This window comes from Roseovarius sp. SCSIO 43702 (assembly GCF_019599045.1).
Classification (GTDB): Bacteria; Pseudomonadota; Alphaproteobacteria; order Rhodobacterales; family Rhodobacteraceae; genus Roseovarius.
On sequence record NZ_CP080623.1, the window covers coordinates 3,461,500 to 3,477,487 of the forward strand.

Here is a 15,988-nt window from a genome sequence, read left to right on the forward strand (position 1 = left end):
AGCACGCTACATGGCACATACACACGCTAAACTGTCCGAATTCGATCCGGTCTGGAAGCAGATCACCGAAGAGGCACAGGACACGATCGCGCAGGAACCGCTGATGGGCGGGCTGGTGCATTCGTCCATTCTGCACCACAAGACCATCGAATCGGCGCTGGCCTACCGCATCTCGCTCAAGCTCGCGTCGAGCGAGATGCCCGAGCAGATCCTGCGCGAGATCTGCGACTGGGCCATGGCCAGCGACGGCGACATTTCGCTCGCCGCACGCGCCGACATCGTGGCCGTGAACGACCGTGACCCGGCCTGCGACCGCTTCCTGTTGCCGATGCTCTTCTTCAAGGGGTTCCAGGCGGTCCAGGCCTATCGTATCGCGCACTGGCTGTGGAACAATGACCGCAAGGACATGGCGCGCTTCTTCCAGATGCGCTGCTCCGAGGCCTTCGGCGTCGACATCCACCCCGCCGCCCGGATCGGCAAGGGCATCATGATCGACCACGCCCATTCCATCGTCATCGGTGAAACGGCCGTGGTGGGCGACAACGTGTCGATGCTCCACTCCGTCACCCTTGGCGGCACCGGTAAGGAGGAGGAGGACCGCCATCCCAAGATCGGCGACGGCGTTCTCATCGGCGCGGGCGCCAAGGTGCTGGGCAATATCAAGGTCGGCCACTGCTCGCGCATCGCCGCCGGCTCCGTGGTCCTTGCGGAGGTGCCACCCTGCAAGACCGTCGCCGGCGTGCCGGCCCGCATCGTCGGCGAAGCGGGCTGCGATCAACCCTCCGTCGCGATGGATCAGCTTCTGGGCGTGCGCTGATCCGTCTCGCCCGGCCATTGGCACTGGAAGACCGGGCCCATCTCGTGGGCCCGGTAAGAGACGATGGTCAAGTCTCAGTAGGTCGTGTCGATCAGCGTGGACAGCGCGTTATGACGCGGCTTCATCGTCGCATGCGACACGCTGTTGAGCGGCGCGCCGGTCTTGCCCCCTCCGAGCGGCATGGTCAGCCCCAAGCGCACGGTATCGGCGTCGACATCACCGGCGCCGGTCTCGATGTTCGACCGTGCGAGCTCGAGTGAAAGCTGCGCGGGCACGGCCGCGACGCGCGACAGATCGTAGCCCACACCAACACCGAAGGTCGTCACGTCACCTCCCGCGCCGTCGGCATCGGCCCAGTTCACACCGCCGAACGTGGTCCACCCCGATCCGAACCCGTGGCTTCCGCTCAGACCGATGCTGTCGATATTGCCCGTGCCGCCCGGTCCCGAGATTTCGCTTCTGAGCAGATGGCCTCCGACCTCGGTACGGTCCGTTGCCTGATAACGCAGGTTGATGCCATAGTCCGTCCAGTCCACGCCCGAGGGCAGGCTGGGAGAGGTTTCGCTCAGACCGATATGGAATTCCGCGGCAAGAACGTCCGTCACGTAGCCGGTCTTGATCCCATAAGACAGGATATCCGCGTTCGTGGCGAAGCCGCCGCCGATATCCTCATCCACGTTGATGAAATCGAGATATCCGCCCAGCATGAACCCCGACGGAAGCCGGCTGGCCAGCTCGAGCCCGAGATCGACCGCCTCGGTGTCGTTTCCCGACCCGTCCGGATCCACCTTCTTGAGCGAGCCGTTCATGCCGATGGTGAAACCGTTCTGGAAATCCACCTCGCCGATACCGTCCAGCGTGTAGGAATTGGCGTCACCAAGTCCGTCCGAAAGCGACGTGTGCCCATAGCCAAGCGTTGCAGCGCCCGAAAACTCCTGCGCCGAACCCGCGCCCGATACCAATATACCCGCCGCCGCGAGCGTCACTGTCCGTGTGAACAACATATTCTCACCTTTCACGTTATAGTTGTTAACGTCGGCAGGTGAATCATTTGCTCACGGCACGGGCAATCCCACTTTCTCGATGCTTTTCAAACCATTGCGCGTGTTGCGAAAAATCTACAATCATGCGTCGGAGAGCGGGCGGACCGCGCGGATCGCGACACGCGGCCCGGCGACCTGACACCGGTCAAAGGCGCTCGACAGTGACGGGTGAGGGTGCCTCGAGTTGATGAACTTCCTCGAGCTGCCCCCTCTCCCATTGCCAGGGGGCCATCGCCATCAACGCAACGGTGGCCGCCATCGCCAGAACCTTCGTCATGTCCACCTCCGTATCTCGCGTTCGGGAACCTACGCGGCAAGGATGAACATTCCGTGTGTGCTATACAAAAACAGCCCGCGCGCGGCGGGCTGTTATCGGATAACAAGCATGTGGGCGTCGGTCAGGCCAGCATCACCATCGGGTTTTCGAGGTTCTGCACGATTTGCTCCAGAAGCTCGGCGCCCAGCGCGCCGTCGATCACCCGGTGATCGACCGAAAGCGTCACCGACATGACCGTCGCCACCGTCAGCTCGCCATCGGCGCCGACAACCGGCTTCTTCACGCCAGCGCCCACCGCGAGGATCGCGCCATGCGGCGGATTGATGACCGCGTCGAAATTGTCGATGCCGAACATCCCGAGGTTGGAGATCGCGAAACTCCCGCCCTGGTATTCATGCGGCGCGAGCTTTCGGTCGCGCGCGCGGGTGGCGAGATCCTTCATCTCCGCGCTCAAGGCCGACAGCGACTTCATCTCGGCATCCTTCAGGACCGGCGTGAACAGTCCGCCCTCGATCGCCACGGCCACGGCCACATCCGACGGGCGCAGCTTGAGGATCCGGTCGCCGGCCCAGACGGCATTCGCGTCCGGCACCGACTGAAGCGCCAGCGCACAGGCCTTGATGATGAAATCGTTGACGCTGAGCTTCACGCCGCGCGCGTCCAGCTCCTTGTTGAGCTGGCCACGGAATTTCAGCAGCGCGTCGAGCCGGATATCCCGCCGGAGGTAGAAATGCGGGATCGACTGTTTCGCCTCGGTGAGGCGCGCGGCGATCGTCTTGCGCATCCCGTCGAGCTTCATTTCCTCGAACTCGCGCCCCTCGTACATGGCGGCGACCTGGCTCGCAGATGGCCCCGTGGCGGCGGGTTTCTCGGCGCCCCGGGCCTGATCCGGGGCCTCGCCGGTCGTGGGCGCGCTGGCCGCCTTGGGCTTCGCGGCCTCCACGTCGGCCTTCACGATCCGGCCACGCGGGCCCGATCCCTCGATCTGCGCCAGGTCGAGCCCCTTCTCCGCCGCGATCCGCCGCGCCAGCGGCGACGCGAAGATGCGCTTCCCGTCCTTCTCGGGCGCCGCCGGGGCCTTCGTGTCGGACGTCTCCGCCCCCGATGCCGGCGCACCTTCCTCGCCCGAATATCCCCCCGTCGTCGGCTCCTTCTCGGGGCCGGGCTTCGTGCCGGTGCCCTCATCGGCGGGCTTGGGTTCGGCGCTCACGTCCCCGATGTCATCCGCGCTTTCCCCTTCCTCGAGCAGGACGGCAATAGGCGTGTTGACCTTCACCCCCTCGCTGCCCTCCTCGACCAGCAGCTTGCCGATCTTGCCCTCGTCCACGGCCTCGAATTCCATCGTGGCCTTGTCGGTCTCGATCTCGGCCAGGAGGTCGCCCGAGCTGACCTCGTCGCCCTCCTTCACGAGCCACTTGGCCAGCGTCCCTTCCTCCATGGTGGGCGAGAGGGCGGGCATCAGTATTTCGATCGGCATGTGTTTATCCCCTCAATCGTCGAAGGTTGTCACGGCGAGGCTCGCCGGAGATGTCTCGGCACGGGTCATGCGGTCACGCAAGGTCGGGGCGGTCGTCATCCCTCCACCTCCTCGACCAGCACGCGGTCCCACGGCGACTTGACCCAGCCGCCCTCGATCCGCGCGGTATAGGCGCCGAGGATGCTCGGAAGATTCGCCTTGAGCCACGCGCGGCGCGCCGCATCATCTGCGGCCTCCCCGATCTCGTCATCGACGAAGGCGCGCGACACGACGATGCGATAGCGGCTGTCGTCGCCCGGCCCCTCGAGGACATAGGCATCCCGGCTTTCGTGAAACTCGAACGCGTCGCTCATCTGTATGTCACCCGGTTCACCGCCTCGATCACTTCGGCCGTCGAGGTCAGCGCCAGCTTCTCGAGGTTCGCGGCATAGGGCATCGGCACGTCCTTGCCCGCGCAGTTGATGACCGGCGCGTCGAGATAGTCGAACGCCCGCTCCATCAGCGTTGCGGTGATGTGGTTGCCGATGCTCGCCACCGGGAACCCCTCCTCGACGGTCACGCAGCGGTTGGTCTTCATCACGCTCGCGATCACGGTGTCATAGTCGAGCGGCCGCAGCGTGCGCAGGTCGATCACCTCGGCGCTCACCCCTTCCTCGGCCAGCTTCTCGGCGGCCTCGAGCGCATAGGTCATCCCGATGCCGAAGCTAACGATGGTGACGTCCTCGCCCTTGCGCCAGACGCGCGCCTTGCCGAACGGAACGGTGAAATCGTCCATCACCGGCACCTCGAAGGACTTGCCGTAAAGGATCTCGTTCTCGAGAAAGATCACCGGGTTCGGGTCGCGGATGGCGGTCTTCAGAAGGCCCTTGGCGTCCGACGCGGAATAGGGCTGCACGACCTTCAGCCCCGGGATATGCGCGTACCACGCCGCGTAATCCTGGCTGTGCTGCGCGGCGACCCGCGCCGCGGCGCCGTTCGGTCCCCGGAACACGATCTGGGTGCCAAGCTGTCCGCCGGACATGTAGTTGGTCTTGGCGGCCGAGTTGATGATCTGGTCGATCGCCTGCATCGCGAAGTTCCACGTCATGAACTCCACGATCGGCTTCAACCCGCCCCAGGCCGCGCCCACCCCGATCCCGGCAAAGCCGTGCTCGGTGATGGGCGTGTCGATGACGCGCCGCGATCCGAATTCCTCGAGCAGGTTCTGCGTGATCTTGTAGGCGCCCTGGTATTCGGCCACCTCCTCGCCCATGATGAAGACCGTGTCGTCGGCGCGCATCTCCTCGGCCATCGCCGAATTGAGCGCCTCGCGCACCGTCATCGTCTTGGTCTCGGTGTCCTCCGGCCAATCTGGCTCGGTGTTCGGGCTCAACTTCTCGGCCTCGGCCGGCCCCTTGGCGGGCTTCGCCTCTGCCGGAAGCGGCTTGCCCATCGCCTCGCCATCGTCTCCACCCTGAGCAGGGGCCTCGTCCTCACCGCCGGCCTCCTTGCCGCCAGACGCGTCGATATCCTCGGCGCTCTCGCCTTCCTCCAGCAGCACCGCGATGGGTGTGTTGACCTTCACCCCCTCGGTCCCTTCCTCGACCAGCAGCTTGCCGATCTTGCCCTCGTCCACGGCCTCGAATTCCATTGTGGCCTTGTCGGTCTCGATCTCGGCCAGGATGTCGCCCGAGCTGACCTCGTCACCTTCCTTCACGAGCCACTTGGCCAGCGTGCCCTCTTCCATCGTGGGGCTGAGCGCGGGCATGAGAATCTCTGTCGGCATCGCTTACTGTCCTCCCTCGTCCGGGGTGATCATCCCGACGATATTTCCTTCTCCGTCCTCGACATAGGCACAGCGCCCGATGCCGGGATAATCCTGCGGGGGCAGCGCCTCGGCACCGCCATGGGTCAGCGCCCACCGGTAACGCGCATCGCAATCGGCGACCTCGAAGGTCATCGTGCCACCGCGCACGGGGCTTCCGGCCTCGGGTGCGTCGCCGGCCCGGCGCATCATGCCGCCCGTCACCCCGTGCATCATGCCGATGACGTCACCTTCGATGAGGTGATAGCCCACGTCCCTGCCCTCCGGCATCGGCTCGAACTGCCAGCCGAACAGCCCGGCATAGAACGCCTTCGCGCGCTCCACATCGCTTACATGTATCTCGAAATGCGGCATGTTTCACGCCTCGACATAGACATCTGTCCAGAGCTCGGACACGTCCGGCTCCGGGCTTTCCTTCGAGAACTCGGCGGCGTCGTTCACGATGCTCTTGATCTCCTTGTCGATCGCCTTGAGATCGTCCTCGCTTGCGTGCTTGCCCTGGAGAAGCAGGTCGCGCACATGCTCGATGCAGTCCTTCTCCTCGCGGATCTTCTGCACCTCCTCGCGCGTGCGGTATTTCGCCGGGTCCGACATGGAATGACCACGGTAGCGATAGGTCTTGATCTCGAGGATATAGGGGCCCTTGCCCTCCCGGCAGCGGGCCACGGCCTTCTCGCCCGCGGCCTTCACGGCCAGCACGTCCATCCCGTCCACGGCCTCGCCGGGAATACCGAAGGCCTCGCCCCGCGTGTAGATATCCGGCGTCGAGGTCGAGCGTTTCTGGCTCGTGCCCATCGCGTACTGGTTGTTCTCGATCACGAAGATCACCGGCAGCGACCACAGCGCGGCCATGTTGAACGTCTCGTAGACCTGACCCTGGTTCGCGGCGCCGTCGCCGAAATAGGTGAAGGTGACGTTGTCGTTGCCCTTGTACTTGTCGGCGAAGGCGAGCCCCGCGCCCAGCGGCACGTTGGCGCCCACGATGCCGTGACCGCCATAGAAATCCTTCTCCTTCGAGAACATGTGCATCGAGCCGCCCTTGCCCTTGGAGTATCCCCCCTCGCGCCCGGTCAGCTCGGCCATCACGCCATTCGGGTCCATCCCGCAGGCCAGCATGTGCCCGTGATCGCGATAGGTGGTGATCCGCTTGTCCCCCTCCTTCGCGGCGGCCTCGAGCCCGACGACCACGGCCTCCTGCCCGATGTAAAGGTGGCAGAACCCACCGATCAGGCCCATCCCGTAAAGCTGGCCCGCCTTCTCCTCGAATCGGCGGATCAGCAGCATGTCGCGGTAGTAGGATTTCAGCTCATCGGCGGAAACATTTGGTTTCTTGGCCTTTTTCGGGGCTGCCATTGGCAATCGCCTCCCTCGTTGCGCATATAGTTTAGCGTTAAACTACTTTATACACGATCTGCCCCCATATTGCGAGATCGAATTGACGCGGCGTCCGTTCACGCCGCGCGCCCGGCGATGATCCGCGCCATGTCGAGCATCCGGCACGAGAATCCCCACTCGTTGTCGTACCAGCCGAACACGCGCAGCAGCCCGCCCATGCTCACCGAGGTTTCATGCCCGCACATCACCACCGATTCCGGCCGCATCCGCAGATCGCTCGACACCAGCGGCTTCTCGGTCCAGCCGAAGACCGGGCCCTCCTCCACCGCGGCGCGCAGCACTTCGTTCACCGCCGCCACCGTCACCTCGCGCTCGGTCTGGAGCGTCAGGTCGATGGCCGACACGCTCGCCGTCGGCACCCGGATCGCGCGCGCCTCGATCCGGCCCGCGAGGCGCGGCAGGACAAGGCCCGTCTGGTGTTGCGCGCTCGTGGTCGTGGGCACCATCGACAGCGCGGCGGCGCGGCTCCGCTCCGGCGCACCGCGCGGCTTGTCCACGGTCGGCTGCGACCCGGTATAGCAATGCACCGTCGTCATCTGCCCGCTCAAGATCCCGAAGGCCCCGTCCAGCAGCCGCGCCAGCGGGGCAAGCGCGTTCGTCGTGCAGGACGCGTTCGAGATGATGCGCTCGTCGCGCAGCACGCCCTCGTTCGCGCCGAGAACCACGGTGACATCCGCCTCCTTCGACGGCCCCGAGACCAGCACCGCCCGTGCCCCCGCCGCCAGCCCACGCTCGGCCACCGCGCGCGTCCCGGCCATGCCCGTGCACTCGAGAACCACGTCCACGTCCGACAGGTCGAGCGCGCTCAGATCATCCTCGGAATGAAACGGGATGCCCCGGCCATTCACGATGAGCCGCCCGCCGCCCGTCTCGACGGTGCCGCGCCAGGGGCCGAAAACGCTGTCATACTCGAAGAGGTAGGCACAGGTCTCGAGCGGCTCGATCTCGTTGATCGCGACCAGCTCGAAATCGTCGCCGTTGCCCATCAGGATGCGCAGCACGGCGCGCCCGATCCGTCCGAACCCGTTGATCGCGATGCGAATGGGGCGCTTGCCCATGCCGATTCTCCTCTCCCGTCCCCCAATCGCTAGACCTTTTGCCGGCCACTTGCCACCCACGGGCCATCTTGTGCGGGGGCCGGGCTTACTCTATCTCCCGCCCATGCTCGACGATCCCGACGATATCCACGCCCTCTTCCAGGGCGCCCCCCGCAGCACCGAGTTCCGCAAGCTGCGCAAGCGCATCGTGCGCCAGGCGCGCGAGGCGGTCGAGGATTTCGGCATGGTCGAACGGCGCGCGGACGGCGCGCGCCCCCGCTGGCTCGTCTGCCTGTCGGGTGGCAAGGACAGCTACACGCTCCTCGCCGTGCTGCACGAGTTGCAATGGCGCGGCCTCCTGCCGGTCGATCTGCTGGCCTGCAACCTCGACCAGGGTCAGCCCGGCTTCCCCGCGACGGTTCTCCCCGAGTTTCTCGAGAAGATGGGCGTGCCGCACCGGGTCGAGTATCAGGACACCTATTCCGTCGTCGTCGACAAGGTGCCGGCGGGCCGAACCTACTGCGCGCTCTGCTCGCGCCTGCGTCGCGGCCATCTCTACCGCATCGCGCGCGAAGAAGGATGTTCGGCGGTCGTGCTGGGCCATCACCGCGACGACATCCTCGAGACGTTCTTCATGAACCTCTTCCACGGCGGCCGCCTCGCCACGATGCCGCCCAAGCTCGTGAACGAGGAGGGCGATCTCTTCGTCTATCGCCCCCTTGCCTACGTGGCCGAGACCGATTGCGAACGGTTCGCGCGCGCGATGAACTACCCGATCATCCCCTGCGATCTCTGCGGCTCGCAGGACGGGCTTCAGCGCCAGCAGGTCAAGCAGATCCTCGACGGGTGGGAGAAGAACAGCCCCGGCCGCCGCCAGGTCATGTTCCGCGCCCTCATGAACGCCCGGCCCTCGCATCTTCTCGACCCCAAGCTCTTCGATTTCCTCGGGCTCGAGCGTCGCCCCGAAGGGGATGATGACAATTTTACGGAAATTCCCCGGCTCCGTTAAGGGGCGGTTCTTGCGGCTCTGGTAGGTCTCCCCGGGCAATCGCGCCGCCGGTCGACAGGCCCGCAAGCGCTGACCCAAGGGGGGACCATGCCGCGCATACCGCATAAACGCCACTTCAACGGTCGCGAATTCCTGCACGGGCTGGCTCAGGTTCCCGCCTGGCTTGCGCTGGTTCCCGTGGCGGTATTGCTGGTTCTTCAACCCGGCGGTGCCCGTCTTGCGGCGCTGCTCGGCGCGGCGGTCATCTCGTGCCTCTGTCTCGCCGGGCTCCTGCTGCGCGGCTCCGCCCCTGCCGCGCGGCGCGACGTGCTTCGCGGCGCCCGTGCCCAACTGGTCGAGCGTCTGTCGGCCCGGATCGCGCGCGCCTCGGCCACCGGACGGCGCACCGGCTGCGTGCTCCTGCGGATCGACGACCCCGATGCACTGCGCGCGCGACATGGCCGCCGCGTCCTGAAACGTGCGTTTTCGCGCCTCGCCGCACGGCTGGGCGAGCGGCTGCGCGACGGGGATGAAATCCTGCGGCTCGACGGTTTCACGCTGGGCGTGGTGCTTTCGCCCGTGAACCGCCTCGACACCGGCGACATGCTGCACCTGGCGGGCCGCCTGCAAGCGGCGGCCGAGACCCCGCTGCCGGTCGAGGGGCGCATGATCACGCTTCCGGTGTCGCTGGGCCTCGCCTGCTGCGCGGACAAGCGGCACGGCGCGGCACTTCTCGACGCGGCGCTCCTCGCGCTTGACGAGGCGTCGCATCATGGCCCCTCCGCGATCCGCATCCACGCCTGCGACATGCGGCCGCGCGATCCCGCGCCGCTGCCCCCGGACCTCGCTCATGCGCTCGGGAACTCGGAAATCCTTCCCTGGTATCAGCCGCAGATCTCCACCGACACGGGCCGCGTGACGGGGGTCGAGGCACTGGCGCGCTGGTCCTCGCCCGCGCGCGGCATCGTGTCACCGGCGGAATTCCTTCCCGCGCTCGAGGCGGCGGGGCGGCTCGATCAACTGGGTGGCATCATGCTGACCCGCGCGCTCGACGACCTGCGCCGCTGGGACGCCGCCGGTCTCGACGTGCCGAGGGTAAGTCTCAATTTCTCGGTCGAGGAACTGCGCGACCCGCACCTGCCCGACCGCATCGCCTGGGCGCTCGACCGGGCCGAAATCGCTCCTCCCCGCCTCGGCATCGAGATCCTCGAAACCGTGGCGGCCACCGCCTCGGACGACGTGATCGCCCACAATATCCGCCGCTTGTCGTCCCTGGGCTGCCTGGTCGATCTCGACGATTTCGGCACCGGCCATGCCTCCATCGCCTCGCTGCGCGGCGCGCCGATGGACCGGCTCAAGATCGACCGCTCCTATGTCACCCGCGTCGACCGCGACCCGAAGCAGCAGCGCCTCGTCGCCGCGATCCTGCTGATGGCCGAACGGCTCGACCTCGACACGCTCGCCGAAGGGGTCGAGACACCCGGCGAACACGCCATGCTCGCGCAGCTTGGCTGCGGGCATGTGCAGGGCTTCGTGATCGCGCGCCCCATGCCCGCCGACCAATGCGCCGATTGGCTGGCCGCGCATGTCTCGTCGCTCGCCCCTCTGCCCGCCATCGGCGGCAAATCGGTCTGAACGGCCCGCGCTCGGACGGGTCCGGCCCGCCGCGTCACATCTGCCACGCGGGCGGGAATCCCCTTGACCTTTGCCCCCGCACTCTGTTGAACCCCCGGCAACCCCTTTCCAAGGACGGATGCGCCGGCGCAATGGACGATCAGAACAAGAACCTCATTCTCGCAACCGTGCTCAGCCTGCTCGTGATCGTGGTCTGGCTCGTCGTGTTCCCGGCGCCCGAACCGACGACAGCGCCCGACGAAACCGCCACGGCCACCGACGCGGCCCCCGAGGGCGACACCGCGCTCACTCCCGGCACCGCCGGAGCACCGGCCGCCACCGGCGAAACGCCCGCCGCCGGCGCGGCCGAGGCCGAGGCCGAGACCTCGGACGCCCCCCGCATCGGCATCGACACCCCCGCAGTCGCCGGCTCCATTTCCCTGCGCGGCGGGCGTATCGACGAATTGTCGCTCAAGAACTACCGCCAGACGCTCGAACCCGGTGCCGACATCGTCCACCTGCTGAACCCGACCGGCACGGCCAAGCCCTATTACGCACTCTTCGGCTGGGCCCCCGGCGCGGGCCTCGACCCCGAGGGCGTGCCCGGCGCCAACACGCTCTGGCAGGCCGAGGACGGCGCGACGCTCACGCCCGACAGCCCCGTCACCCTCACGTGGGAGAACGGCGCGGGCCTCACCTTCACGCGCGAGATCAGCGTCGACGACAAGTACATGTTCACCGTCACCCAGTCGGTCGAGAACACCGGCGAGGGCGCCGCCACGCTCGCGCCCTACGGCATCATCGCCCGCCACGGCCTGCCCGCCGATCTCAAGAATTTCTTCATCCTGCACGAGGGCGCCATCCGCATGGCCGATGGCGAGTTGAACGAGATCGACTACGACGATTTCGAGACCGCCTCGGCCCATGAACAGATCGCCGTCAGCGAAGAGGGCTGGACCGGCTTCACCGATCATTACTGGATGACGGCACTCATCCCGGTCACCGATAGCGGCTTCTCGATGAGCACCTTCCAGGACACGCGGCGCGACATCTACCAGACCACCGTCAAGCAACCGGCCCTCACGCTGGCGGCGGGCGAATCCGCCGAGGTCACCACGCAGCTCTTCGCCGGGGCCAAGGAATACGAGACGATCCGCGCCTACCAGGAGGCCGGCGTCGCCAAGTTCGACGATTCGATCGACTGGGGCTGGTTCTTCTTCCTGACCAAGCCGATCTTCGCGCTGCTGCACTGGCTCAACTCGGTGATCGGCAACATGGGCTGGTCGATCATCCTGCTCACCCTCATCATCAAGGCGCTGCTCCTGCCGCTCGCCTACAAGTCCTACGTCTCGATGGCCAAGATGAAAGAGCTTCAGCCCGAGATGGAGAAGATCAAGGAACGCGCGGGCGACGACCGCCAGCAGCTCCAGAAGGAGATGATGGCGCTCTACAAGAAGGAAAAGGTGAACCCCGCCTCGGGCTGCCTCCCGATCCTCCTGCAGATCCCGATCTTCTTCTCGCTCTACAAGGTGATCTTCGTCACGCTCGAACTGCGCCACGCGCCCTGGTTCGGCTGGCTGCGCGACCTTTCGGCGCCCGACCCCTCGTCGATCTTCAATCTCTTCGGCCTCCTGCCTTGGGCCGCGCCCGAACCCGGCTCGATCCTGGCGCTCATCTTCATCGGCATCCTGCCGCTGCTGCTCGGCATCTCCATGTGGCTCCAGCAGAAGCTCAACCCGGCACCCACCGACCCCACGCAGAAGATGATCTTCGCCTGGATGCCCTGGGTCTTCATGTTCATGCTGGGCAGCTTCGCCAGCGGGCTGGTGATCTACTGGATCGCGAACAACACGATCACCTTCGCGCAGCAATACGCCATCATGCGCAGCCAGGGCTACAAGCCCGACGTCTTCGGCAACATCGTGTCGAGCTTTAAGCGCGACAGGTCGAAGCCCGCGGATGACGCCGCGAAACCCAGGAAAGGGGACAAGTCTTGACCACCGGCGCGCAGATCAACGCACTCTGGCGCCACCCGATCAAGGGGCACGGGCGCGAGGAGCTTTCCTCGATCACCCTGGCCGCCGGTCAGACCATGCCCTGGGACCGGCGTTGGGCGGTGACGCATGAGGGGGCCAAGACCGATGGCTCCGAATGGGCGCCCTGCGCCAATTTCTCGCGCGGGGCCAAGGTGCCGGCGCTCATGGCCATCTCCTCGGTCAGCGACGAGACGGCGGGCACCGTCACGCTTTCGCATCCCGACCGGCCCGACCTCACCTTCGATCCCGACACCGACGCACGGGCCTTCCTCGACTGGGTGCGGCCCCTCATGCCCGAGGACCGCGCGCAATCCACCGGCCTCGTCCGCGCGCCGGATCGCGGGATGACCGACACCGATTTCCCCTCGATCAGCCTCATCAACATGGCCTCCAACGCCGATCTCGCGATGCACCTGGGCGAGTCGCTCTCGCCCCTGCGCTGGCGCGGCAACATCCTCTTCGAAGGGGCCCTGCCGTGGGACGAGGAGAAGTGGATCGGCCAGACCCTCGCCATCGGCGACGCCCGGCTTCAGGTCCGCGAACCCATCGTGCGCTGCCTCGCCACCGCGGCCAACCCCGACACGGGCGAGCGGGATCGCGACACGCTGGGCGGGCTCGACCGGCTGCGCGGGCGGCAGGAATTCGGCATCTATGCCGAGGTCACGCAGGGCGGCACCATCTCGGTCGGCGACCGGATCGAACTCGCCTGACCATGAAACTCCCCTTCCCCCTCGCCGCCGAGCCCGACGACGCCACGCGCGAGGCGGGGCGCAAGCTTCTCACCGGCGACGTGGAGTTTCTCAAGGGCGTCGTCGCCATGTCCGGACTGCCCCCGGGCGACCGGATCGAGGTCTGCTTCGCGGGACGCTCCAATGTCGGCAAATCCAGCCTCATCAACGCGCTCACGGGCCGCCGTGCGCTGGCCCGCGCGTCCAACACGCCGGGCCGAACGCAGGAGGTGAACTTCTTCACCCTGGCCGACACCCATTACCTCGTCGACCTTCCCGGCTACGGCTATGCCAACGCGCCGCTCGAGGTGGTGGCGAAATGGCAGGCGCTGCTGAAATCCTACCTCGCGGGCCGCGCCAACCTGCGCCGCGCCTTCGTGCTGGTCGACGCGCGCCATGGCGTGAAACCGGTGGACGAGGAGATCATGTCGCTTCTCGACGGCGCCGCCGTGACGTTCCAGACCGTCCTCACCAAGGCCGACAAGGTCAAAGAAAAGGACCGCGACCGTATCCTCGAGCAGGTGCGAGGCCGCCTCGCCGCACACCCGGCCGCCTTTCCCGAACTGATGGTCACATCCGCCGAGAAGGGCTGGGGCATCCCCACCCTGCGCGCCGCCATCGCCACGCTCGACTGACCGGGGTCCTCCGGTCAGGGCCGCAGCAGGATCTTGCCGCCACGCCCCGATTCCTGCGCCGCGGACATGGCCTTCGTCACATCGTCAAGCGCGTGGGTCTCGCCCACGTCGAGCGGCAAATCGCCCTGCGCGGCAAGGCTGACCAATTCGCCGATCATCTTCTCGCGCTGCGTGTCGCTCATGTGCTGACCCAACCGCGCCGCCCAGAACCCCCTGATCGTGAGCTGCTTGAAGATCATGGGCCCCGAGGCGATCGGCATCGGCTCCCCGGTGGCGGTGCCGAACACGACCAACTCGCCATTCTCGCCCAGCAGGTCGATCAGGTCGGCGCCCGTCTGGCCGCCCACCGCGTCGATGGCCGAGACCGCGCCCGCCTTGCCGGTCAACTCGCGCACACGGGTTTTCCAGCCGTCCTCGCTCGTGTCGATCACGTTCTCGGCCTCCACCTCGCGCATTTCCTCCGCCGCGCCCTCGCGCCGGACCAGGTTCACGAGGTTGACGCCCCGCGACCGCGCCAGCGTCACCATCAGCTTGCCCACCGCTCCGTTCGCGGCGGTCTGCACGATCCAGTCGCCCTTCTCGGCCTTCAGCATCTCGAGAAGCGCCAGCGCACTCAGCGGCATGGCGATCAACTGCGCCCCCGCCTCGTCCGGGATGCTGTCGGGCAGGGGCAGGACACCGTCCGCCTCCGCGACGAAATACTCCGCCCAGGCCCCGCGAATGCCGGCGGCGCTGATCCGCTGGCCCACCATCGCGTCATCGACCCCCTCGCCCGCGGCCTCGACCACGCCCATTGCCTCGGACCCGCCGATCGCGGGCAGGTCCGGCGTCACGCCATAGGTGCCGCGCACGGTCCAGAGATCGTGATTGTGGATGGGTGCGAACCCCATCCTGACCAGGACCTGGCCCTGTCCCGGCTCGGGGCGGTCCGTCGTCTTGCAGGCCAGAACCTCGGTCGGCTCTCCGAAACTCTCGTGAATCGCGGCACGCATGTCGTTGCTCCTCTCTCGGTGGGGAAATGTGGTCTCGGTGGTTAACGCGCCGCGCCGATCCGCGTTCCGTGGGCCGGATCGTTGAGGCAATCCTGCCGCACCGCACGCCGCGTTCACGATCGCTCCGACTCACCTTCCACCGACGCAATACCGACGTGGATACCGACGTGGATACCGACGTGGGGTCCGGCCCGTTAACCTTTCGACGACACGCGGCCCTTGCGCGGTGCTGGCCAAGCGGCGATAACCGCCCAAACGTCTTTCAAAGGCCCGGAACCGACCCATGAACCGCGACTGGATCGCCACCGCCCGCACCCTCTCCGAGGCGCTGCCCTACCTGCAACGCTATGACGGCGCCATCGTGGTCATCAAGCTCGGCGGCCACGCCATGAGCAGCCCCGAGGCGATGGACACCTTCGCCCGCGACGTGGTGCTGATGCAACAGGTGGGCGTCAACCCGGTCATCGTTCACGGCGGCGGACCGATGATCAACCAGATGCTTGAGAAGATTGGGATAAAATCCGATTTCCTCGGTGGCAAACGCGTCACCGACGCGGCCACGATGGAGGTGGTCGAGATGGTCCTCTCGGGCACCGTCAACAAGCGGATCGTGCAGGCCATCAACGCCCAGGGCGGGCGCGCCGTGGGGCTCTCGGGCAAGGACGGGAATCTCATCACCTGCGACCCCGCCGACGCCACGCTCGGCCTCGTGGGCGAGCCCGCCGAGGTCGACCCGCGCATCCTTCGGACCCTTTTCGCCGACGGGTTCATCCCCGTCATCGCCCCCCTCGGCGCGGGGCGCGCGCAGGAGACATACAACATTAACGGTGACACCGCCGCCGGCGCCATCGCCGCCGCTCTCAAGGCCGACCGCCTTCTTTTGTTGACCGATATCGACGGCGTGCGCGGCGCAAGCGGCGAGATGCTGACCGAACTCACCGTTGAGGACATCCGAAACATGATCGCCGAAGGTGTGATCGCCGGGGGCATGATCCCCAAGACCGAAACCGCCATCGCCGCCATCGAAGGAGGGGTGCGCGCGGTGGTTATCCTCGACGGGCGCGCGCCCAACGCGCCGCTTCTGGAACTCTTTACCGATCACGGCGCCGGATCAAGAATCCGTGCGTCCTGATCCCCATCCCTTG

At 66.6% G+C, this 15,988-nt stretch carries 16 protein-coding genes; 7 read left to right on the top strand and 9 right to left on the bottom strand.

Annotation, left to right across the window (positions count from 1 at the left end):
* Nucleotides 1-10: 10 nt before the first annotated feature.
* Nucleotides 11-817, top strand: a complete 807-nt coding sequence (gene cysE / locus K1T73_RS17035; protein ID WP_220601843.1) for a serine O-acetyltransferase — start codon at nt 11-13, stop codon at nt 815-817.
* A gap of 74 nt (nt 818-891) precedes the next feature.
* On the opposite strand, the gene K1T73_RS17040 is transcribed toward cysE, so the two are convergent.
* The 8 genes from K1T73_RS17040 to K1T73_RS17070 all read right to left on the bottom strand — a co-directional run bounded on the left by K1T73_RS17040 (nt 892) and on the right by K1T73_RS17070 (nt 7,871).
* Nucleotides 892-1,821 (bottom strand): hypothetical protein, encoded by a 930-nt coding sequence (locus K1T73_RS17040; RefSeq protein WP_220601844.1) that lies wholly within the window; start codon nt 1,819-1,821, stop codon nt 892-894.
* A 184-nt stretch (nt 1,822-2,005) separates the two neighbouring features.
* Complete coding sequence (locus K1T73_RS17955) at nt 2,006-2,137, bottom strand: hypothetical protein (protein WP_259400343.1); 132 nt, start codon at nt 2,135-2,137, stop codon at nt 2,006-2,008.
* 121 nt (nt 2,138-2,258) lie between these two features.
* Entirely contained in the window at nt 2,259-3,614 is a 1,356-nt protein-coding gene (locus tag K1T73_RS17045) for a pyruvate dehydrogenase complex dihydrolipoamide acetyltransferase (protein ID WP_220601845.1), read from the bottom strand.
* A gap of 95 nt (nt 3,615-3,709) precedes the next feature.
* The gene (locus K1T73_RS17050; protein ID WP_220601846.1) at nt 3,710-3,967 is read right to left on the bottom strand and encodes a hypothetical protein; all 258 of its coding nucleotides are present in this window, start codon (nt 3,965-3,967) and stop codon (nt 3,710-3,712) included.
* Complete coding sequence (locus tag K1T73_RS17055) at nt 3,964-5,379, bottom strand: pyruvate dehydrogenase complex E1 component subunit beta (RefSeq protein ID WP_220601847.1); 1,416 nt, start codon at nt 5,377-5,379, stop codon at nt 3,964-3,966. Before K1T73_RS17055 ends, K1T73_RS17050 begins: the two co-directional genes overlap by 4 nt.
* A gap of 3 nt (nt 5,380-5,382) precedes the next feature.
* Nucleotides 5,383-5,772, bottom strand: a complete 390-nt coding sequence (locus tag K1T73_RS17060) for a VOC family protein (RefSeq protein WP_220601848.1) — start codon at nt 5,770-5,772, stop codon at nt 5,383-5,385.
* A 3-nt stretch (nt 5,773-5,775) separates the two neighbouring features.
* Nucleotides 5,776-6,771 carry a pyruvate dehydrogenase (acetyl-transferring) E1 component subunit alpha gene (gene pdhA, locus K1T73_RS17065; protein ID WP_220601849.1) on the bottom strand — a complete coding sequence of 332 codons (996 nt, stop codon included), beginning with the start codon at nt 6,769-6,771 and terminating at the stop codon, nt 5,776-5,778.
* Nucleotides 6,772-6,869: 98 nt separating this feature from the next.
* Entirely contained in the window at nt 6,870-7,871 is a 1,002-nt protein-coding gene (locus K1T73_RS17070) for a type I glyceraldehyde-3-phosphate dehydrogenase (protein WP_220601850.1), read from the bottom strand.
* 103 nt (nt 7,872-7,974) lie between these two features.
* On the opposite strand from K1T73_RS17070, the gene ttcA reads away from it, so the two are divergent.
* From ttcA to yihA, 5 genes are all read left to right on the top strand, one after another.
* Nucleotides 7,975-8,859 (top strand): tRNA 2-thiocytidine(32) synthetase TtcA, encoded by an 885-nt coding sequence (gene ttcA / locus K1T73_RS17075; protein ID WP_220601851.1) that lies wholly within the window; start codon nt 7,975-7,977, stop codon nt 8,857-8,859.
* Between the two features lie 87 nt (nt 8,860-8,946).
* The gene (locus tag K1T73_RS17080; protein WP_220601852.1) at nt 8,947-10,473 is read left to right on the top strand and encodes a GGDEF domain-containing phosphodiesterase; all 1,527 of its coding nucleotides are present in this window, start codon (nt 8,947-8,949) and stop codon (nt 10,471-10,473) included.
* A gap of 131 nt (nt 10,474-10,604) precedes the next feature.
* Nucleotides 10,605-12,449, top strand: coding sequence for a membrane protein insertase YidC (yidC, locus tag K1T73_RS17085; RefSeq protein WP_220601853.1), 1,845 nt, complete (start codon nt 10,605-10,607; stop codon nt 12,447-12,449).
* Entirely contained in the window at nt 12,446-13,198 is a 753-nt protein-coding gene (locus K1T73_RS17090) for an MOSC domain-containing protein (RefSeq protein WP_220601854.1), read from the top strand. Before yidC ends, K1T73_RS17090 begins: the two co-directional genes overlap by 4 nt.
* A 2-nt stretch (nt 13,199-13,200) precedes the next feature.
* Nucleotides 13,201-13,851 carry a ribosome biogenesis GTP-binding protein YihA/YsxC gene (gene yihA / locus K1T73_RS17095; protein ID WP_220601855.1) on the top strand — a complete coding sequence of 217 codons (651 nt, stop codon included), beginning with the start codon at nt 13,201-13,203 and terminating at the stop codon, nt 13,849-13,851.
* A gap of 14 nt (nt 13,852-13,865) precedes the next feature.
* Here the strand turns inward: yihA and K1T73_RS17100 are convergent, their stop codons facing one another.
* Nucleotides 13,866-14,843: a zinc-binding dehydrogenase gene (locus K1T73_RS17100; RefSeq protein ID WP_220601856.1), complete on the bottom strand. Its 978-nt coding sequence runs from the start codon at nt 14,841-14,843 to the stop codon at nt 13,866-13,868.
* Nucleotides 14,844-15,126: 283 nt separating this feature from the next.
* On the opposite strand from K1T73_RS17100, the gene argB reads away from it, so the two are divergent.
* Nucleotides 15,127-15,975, top strand: coding sequence for an acetylglutamate kinase (argB, locus tag K1T73_RS17105; RefSeq protein ID WP_220601857.1), 849 nt, complete (start codon nt 15,127-15,129; stop codon nt 15,973-15,975).
* The last annotated feature ends 13 nt before the right edge of the window (nt 15,976-15,988 follow it).

Excerpts from the sequence above, each read along its gene's own strand:
- cysE (WP_220601843.1), top strand. The coding sequence starts at position 11 with ATGGCACATACACACGCTAAACTGTCCGAATTCGATCCGGTCTGGAAG.
- K1T73_RS17040 (WP_220601844.1), bottom strand. The coding sequence starts at position 1,821 with ATGTTGTTCACACGGACAGTGACGCTCGCGGCGGCGGGTATATTGGTA.
- K1T73_RS17955 (WP_259400343.1), bottom strand. The coding sequence starts at position 2,137 with ATGACGAAGGTTCTGGCGATGGCGGCCACCGTTGCGTTGATGGCGATG.
- K1T73_RS17045 (WP_220601845.1), bottom strand. The coding sequence starts at position 3,614 with ATGCCGATCGAAATACTGATGCCCGCCCTCTCGCCCACCATGGAGGAA.
- K1T73_RS17050 (WP_220601846.1), bottom strand. The coding sequence starts at position 3,967 with ATGAGCGACGCGTTCGAGTTTCACGAAAGCCGGGATGCCTATGTCCTC.
- K1T73_RS17055 (WP_220601847.1), bottom strand. The coding sequence starts at position 5,379 with ATGCCGACAGAGATTCTCATGCCCGCGCTCAGCCCCACGATGGAAGAG.
- K1T73_RS17060 (WP_220601848.1), bottom strand. The coding sequence starts at position 5,772 with ATGCCGCATTTCGAGATACATGTAAGCGATGTGGAGCGCGCGAAGGCG.
- pdhA (WP_220601849.1), bottom strand. The coding sequence starts at position 6,771 with ATGGCAGCCCCGAAAAAGGCCAAGAAACCAAATGTTTCCGCCGATGAG.
- K1T73_RS17070 (WP_220601850.1), bottom strand. The coding sequence starts at position 7,871 with ATGGGCAAGCGCCCCATTCGCATCGCGATCAACGGGTTCGGACGGATC.
- ttcA (WP_220601851.1), top strand. The coding sequence starts at position 7,975 with ATGCTCGACGATCCCGACGATATCCACGCCCTCTTCCAGGGCGCCCCC.
- K1T73_RS17080 (WP_220601852.1), top strand. The coding sequence starts at position 8,947 with ATGCCGCGCATACCGCATAAACGCCACTTCAACGGTCGCGAATTCCTG.
- yidC (WP_220601853.1), top strand. The coding sequence starts at position 10,605 with ATGGACGATCAGAACAAGAACCTCATTCTCGCAACCGTGCTCAGCCTG.
- yihA (WP_220601855.1), top strand. The coding sequence starts at position 13,201 with ATGAAACTCCCCTTCCCCCTCGCCGCCGAGCCCGACGACGCCACGCGC.
- K1T73_RS17100 (WP_220601856.1), bottom strand. The coding sequence starts at position 14,843 with ATGCGTGCCGCGATTCACGAGAGTTTCGGAGAGCCGACCGAGGTTCTG.
- argB (WP_220601857.1), top strand. The coding sequence starts at position 15,127 with ATGAACCGCGACTGGATCGCCACCGCCCGCACCCTCTCCGAGGCGCTG.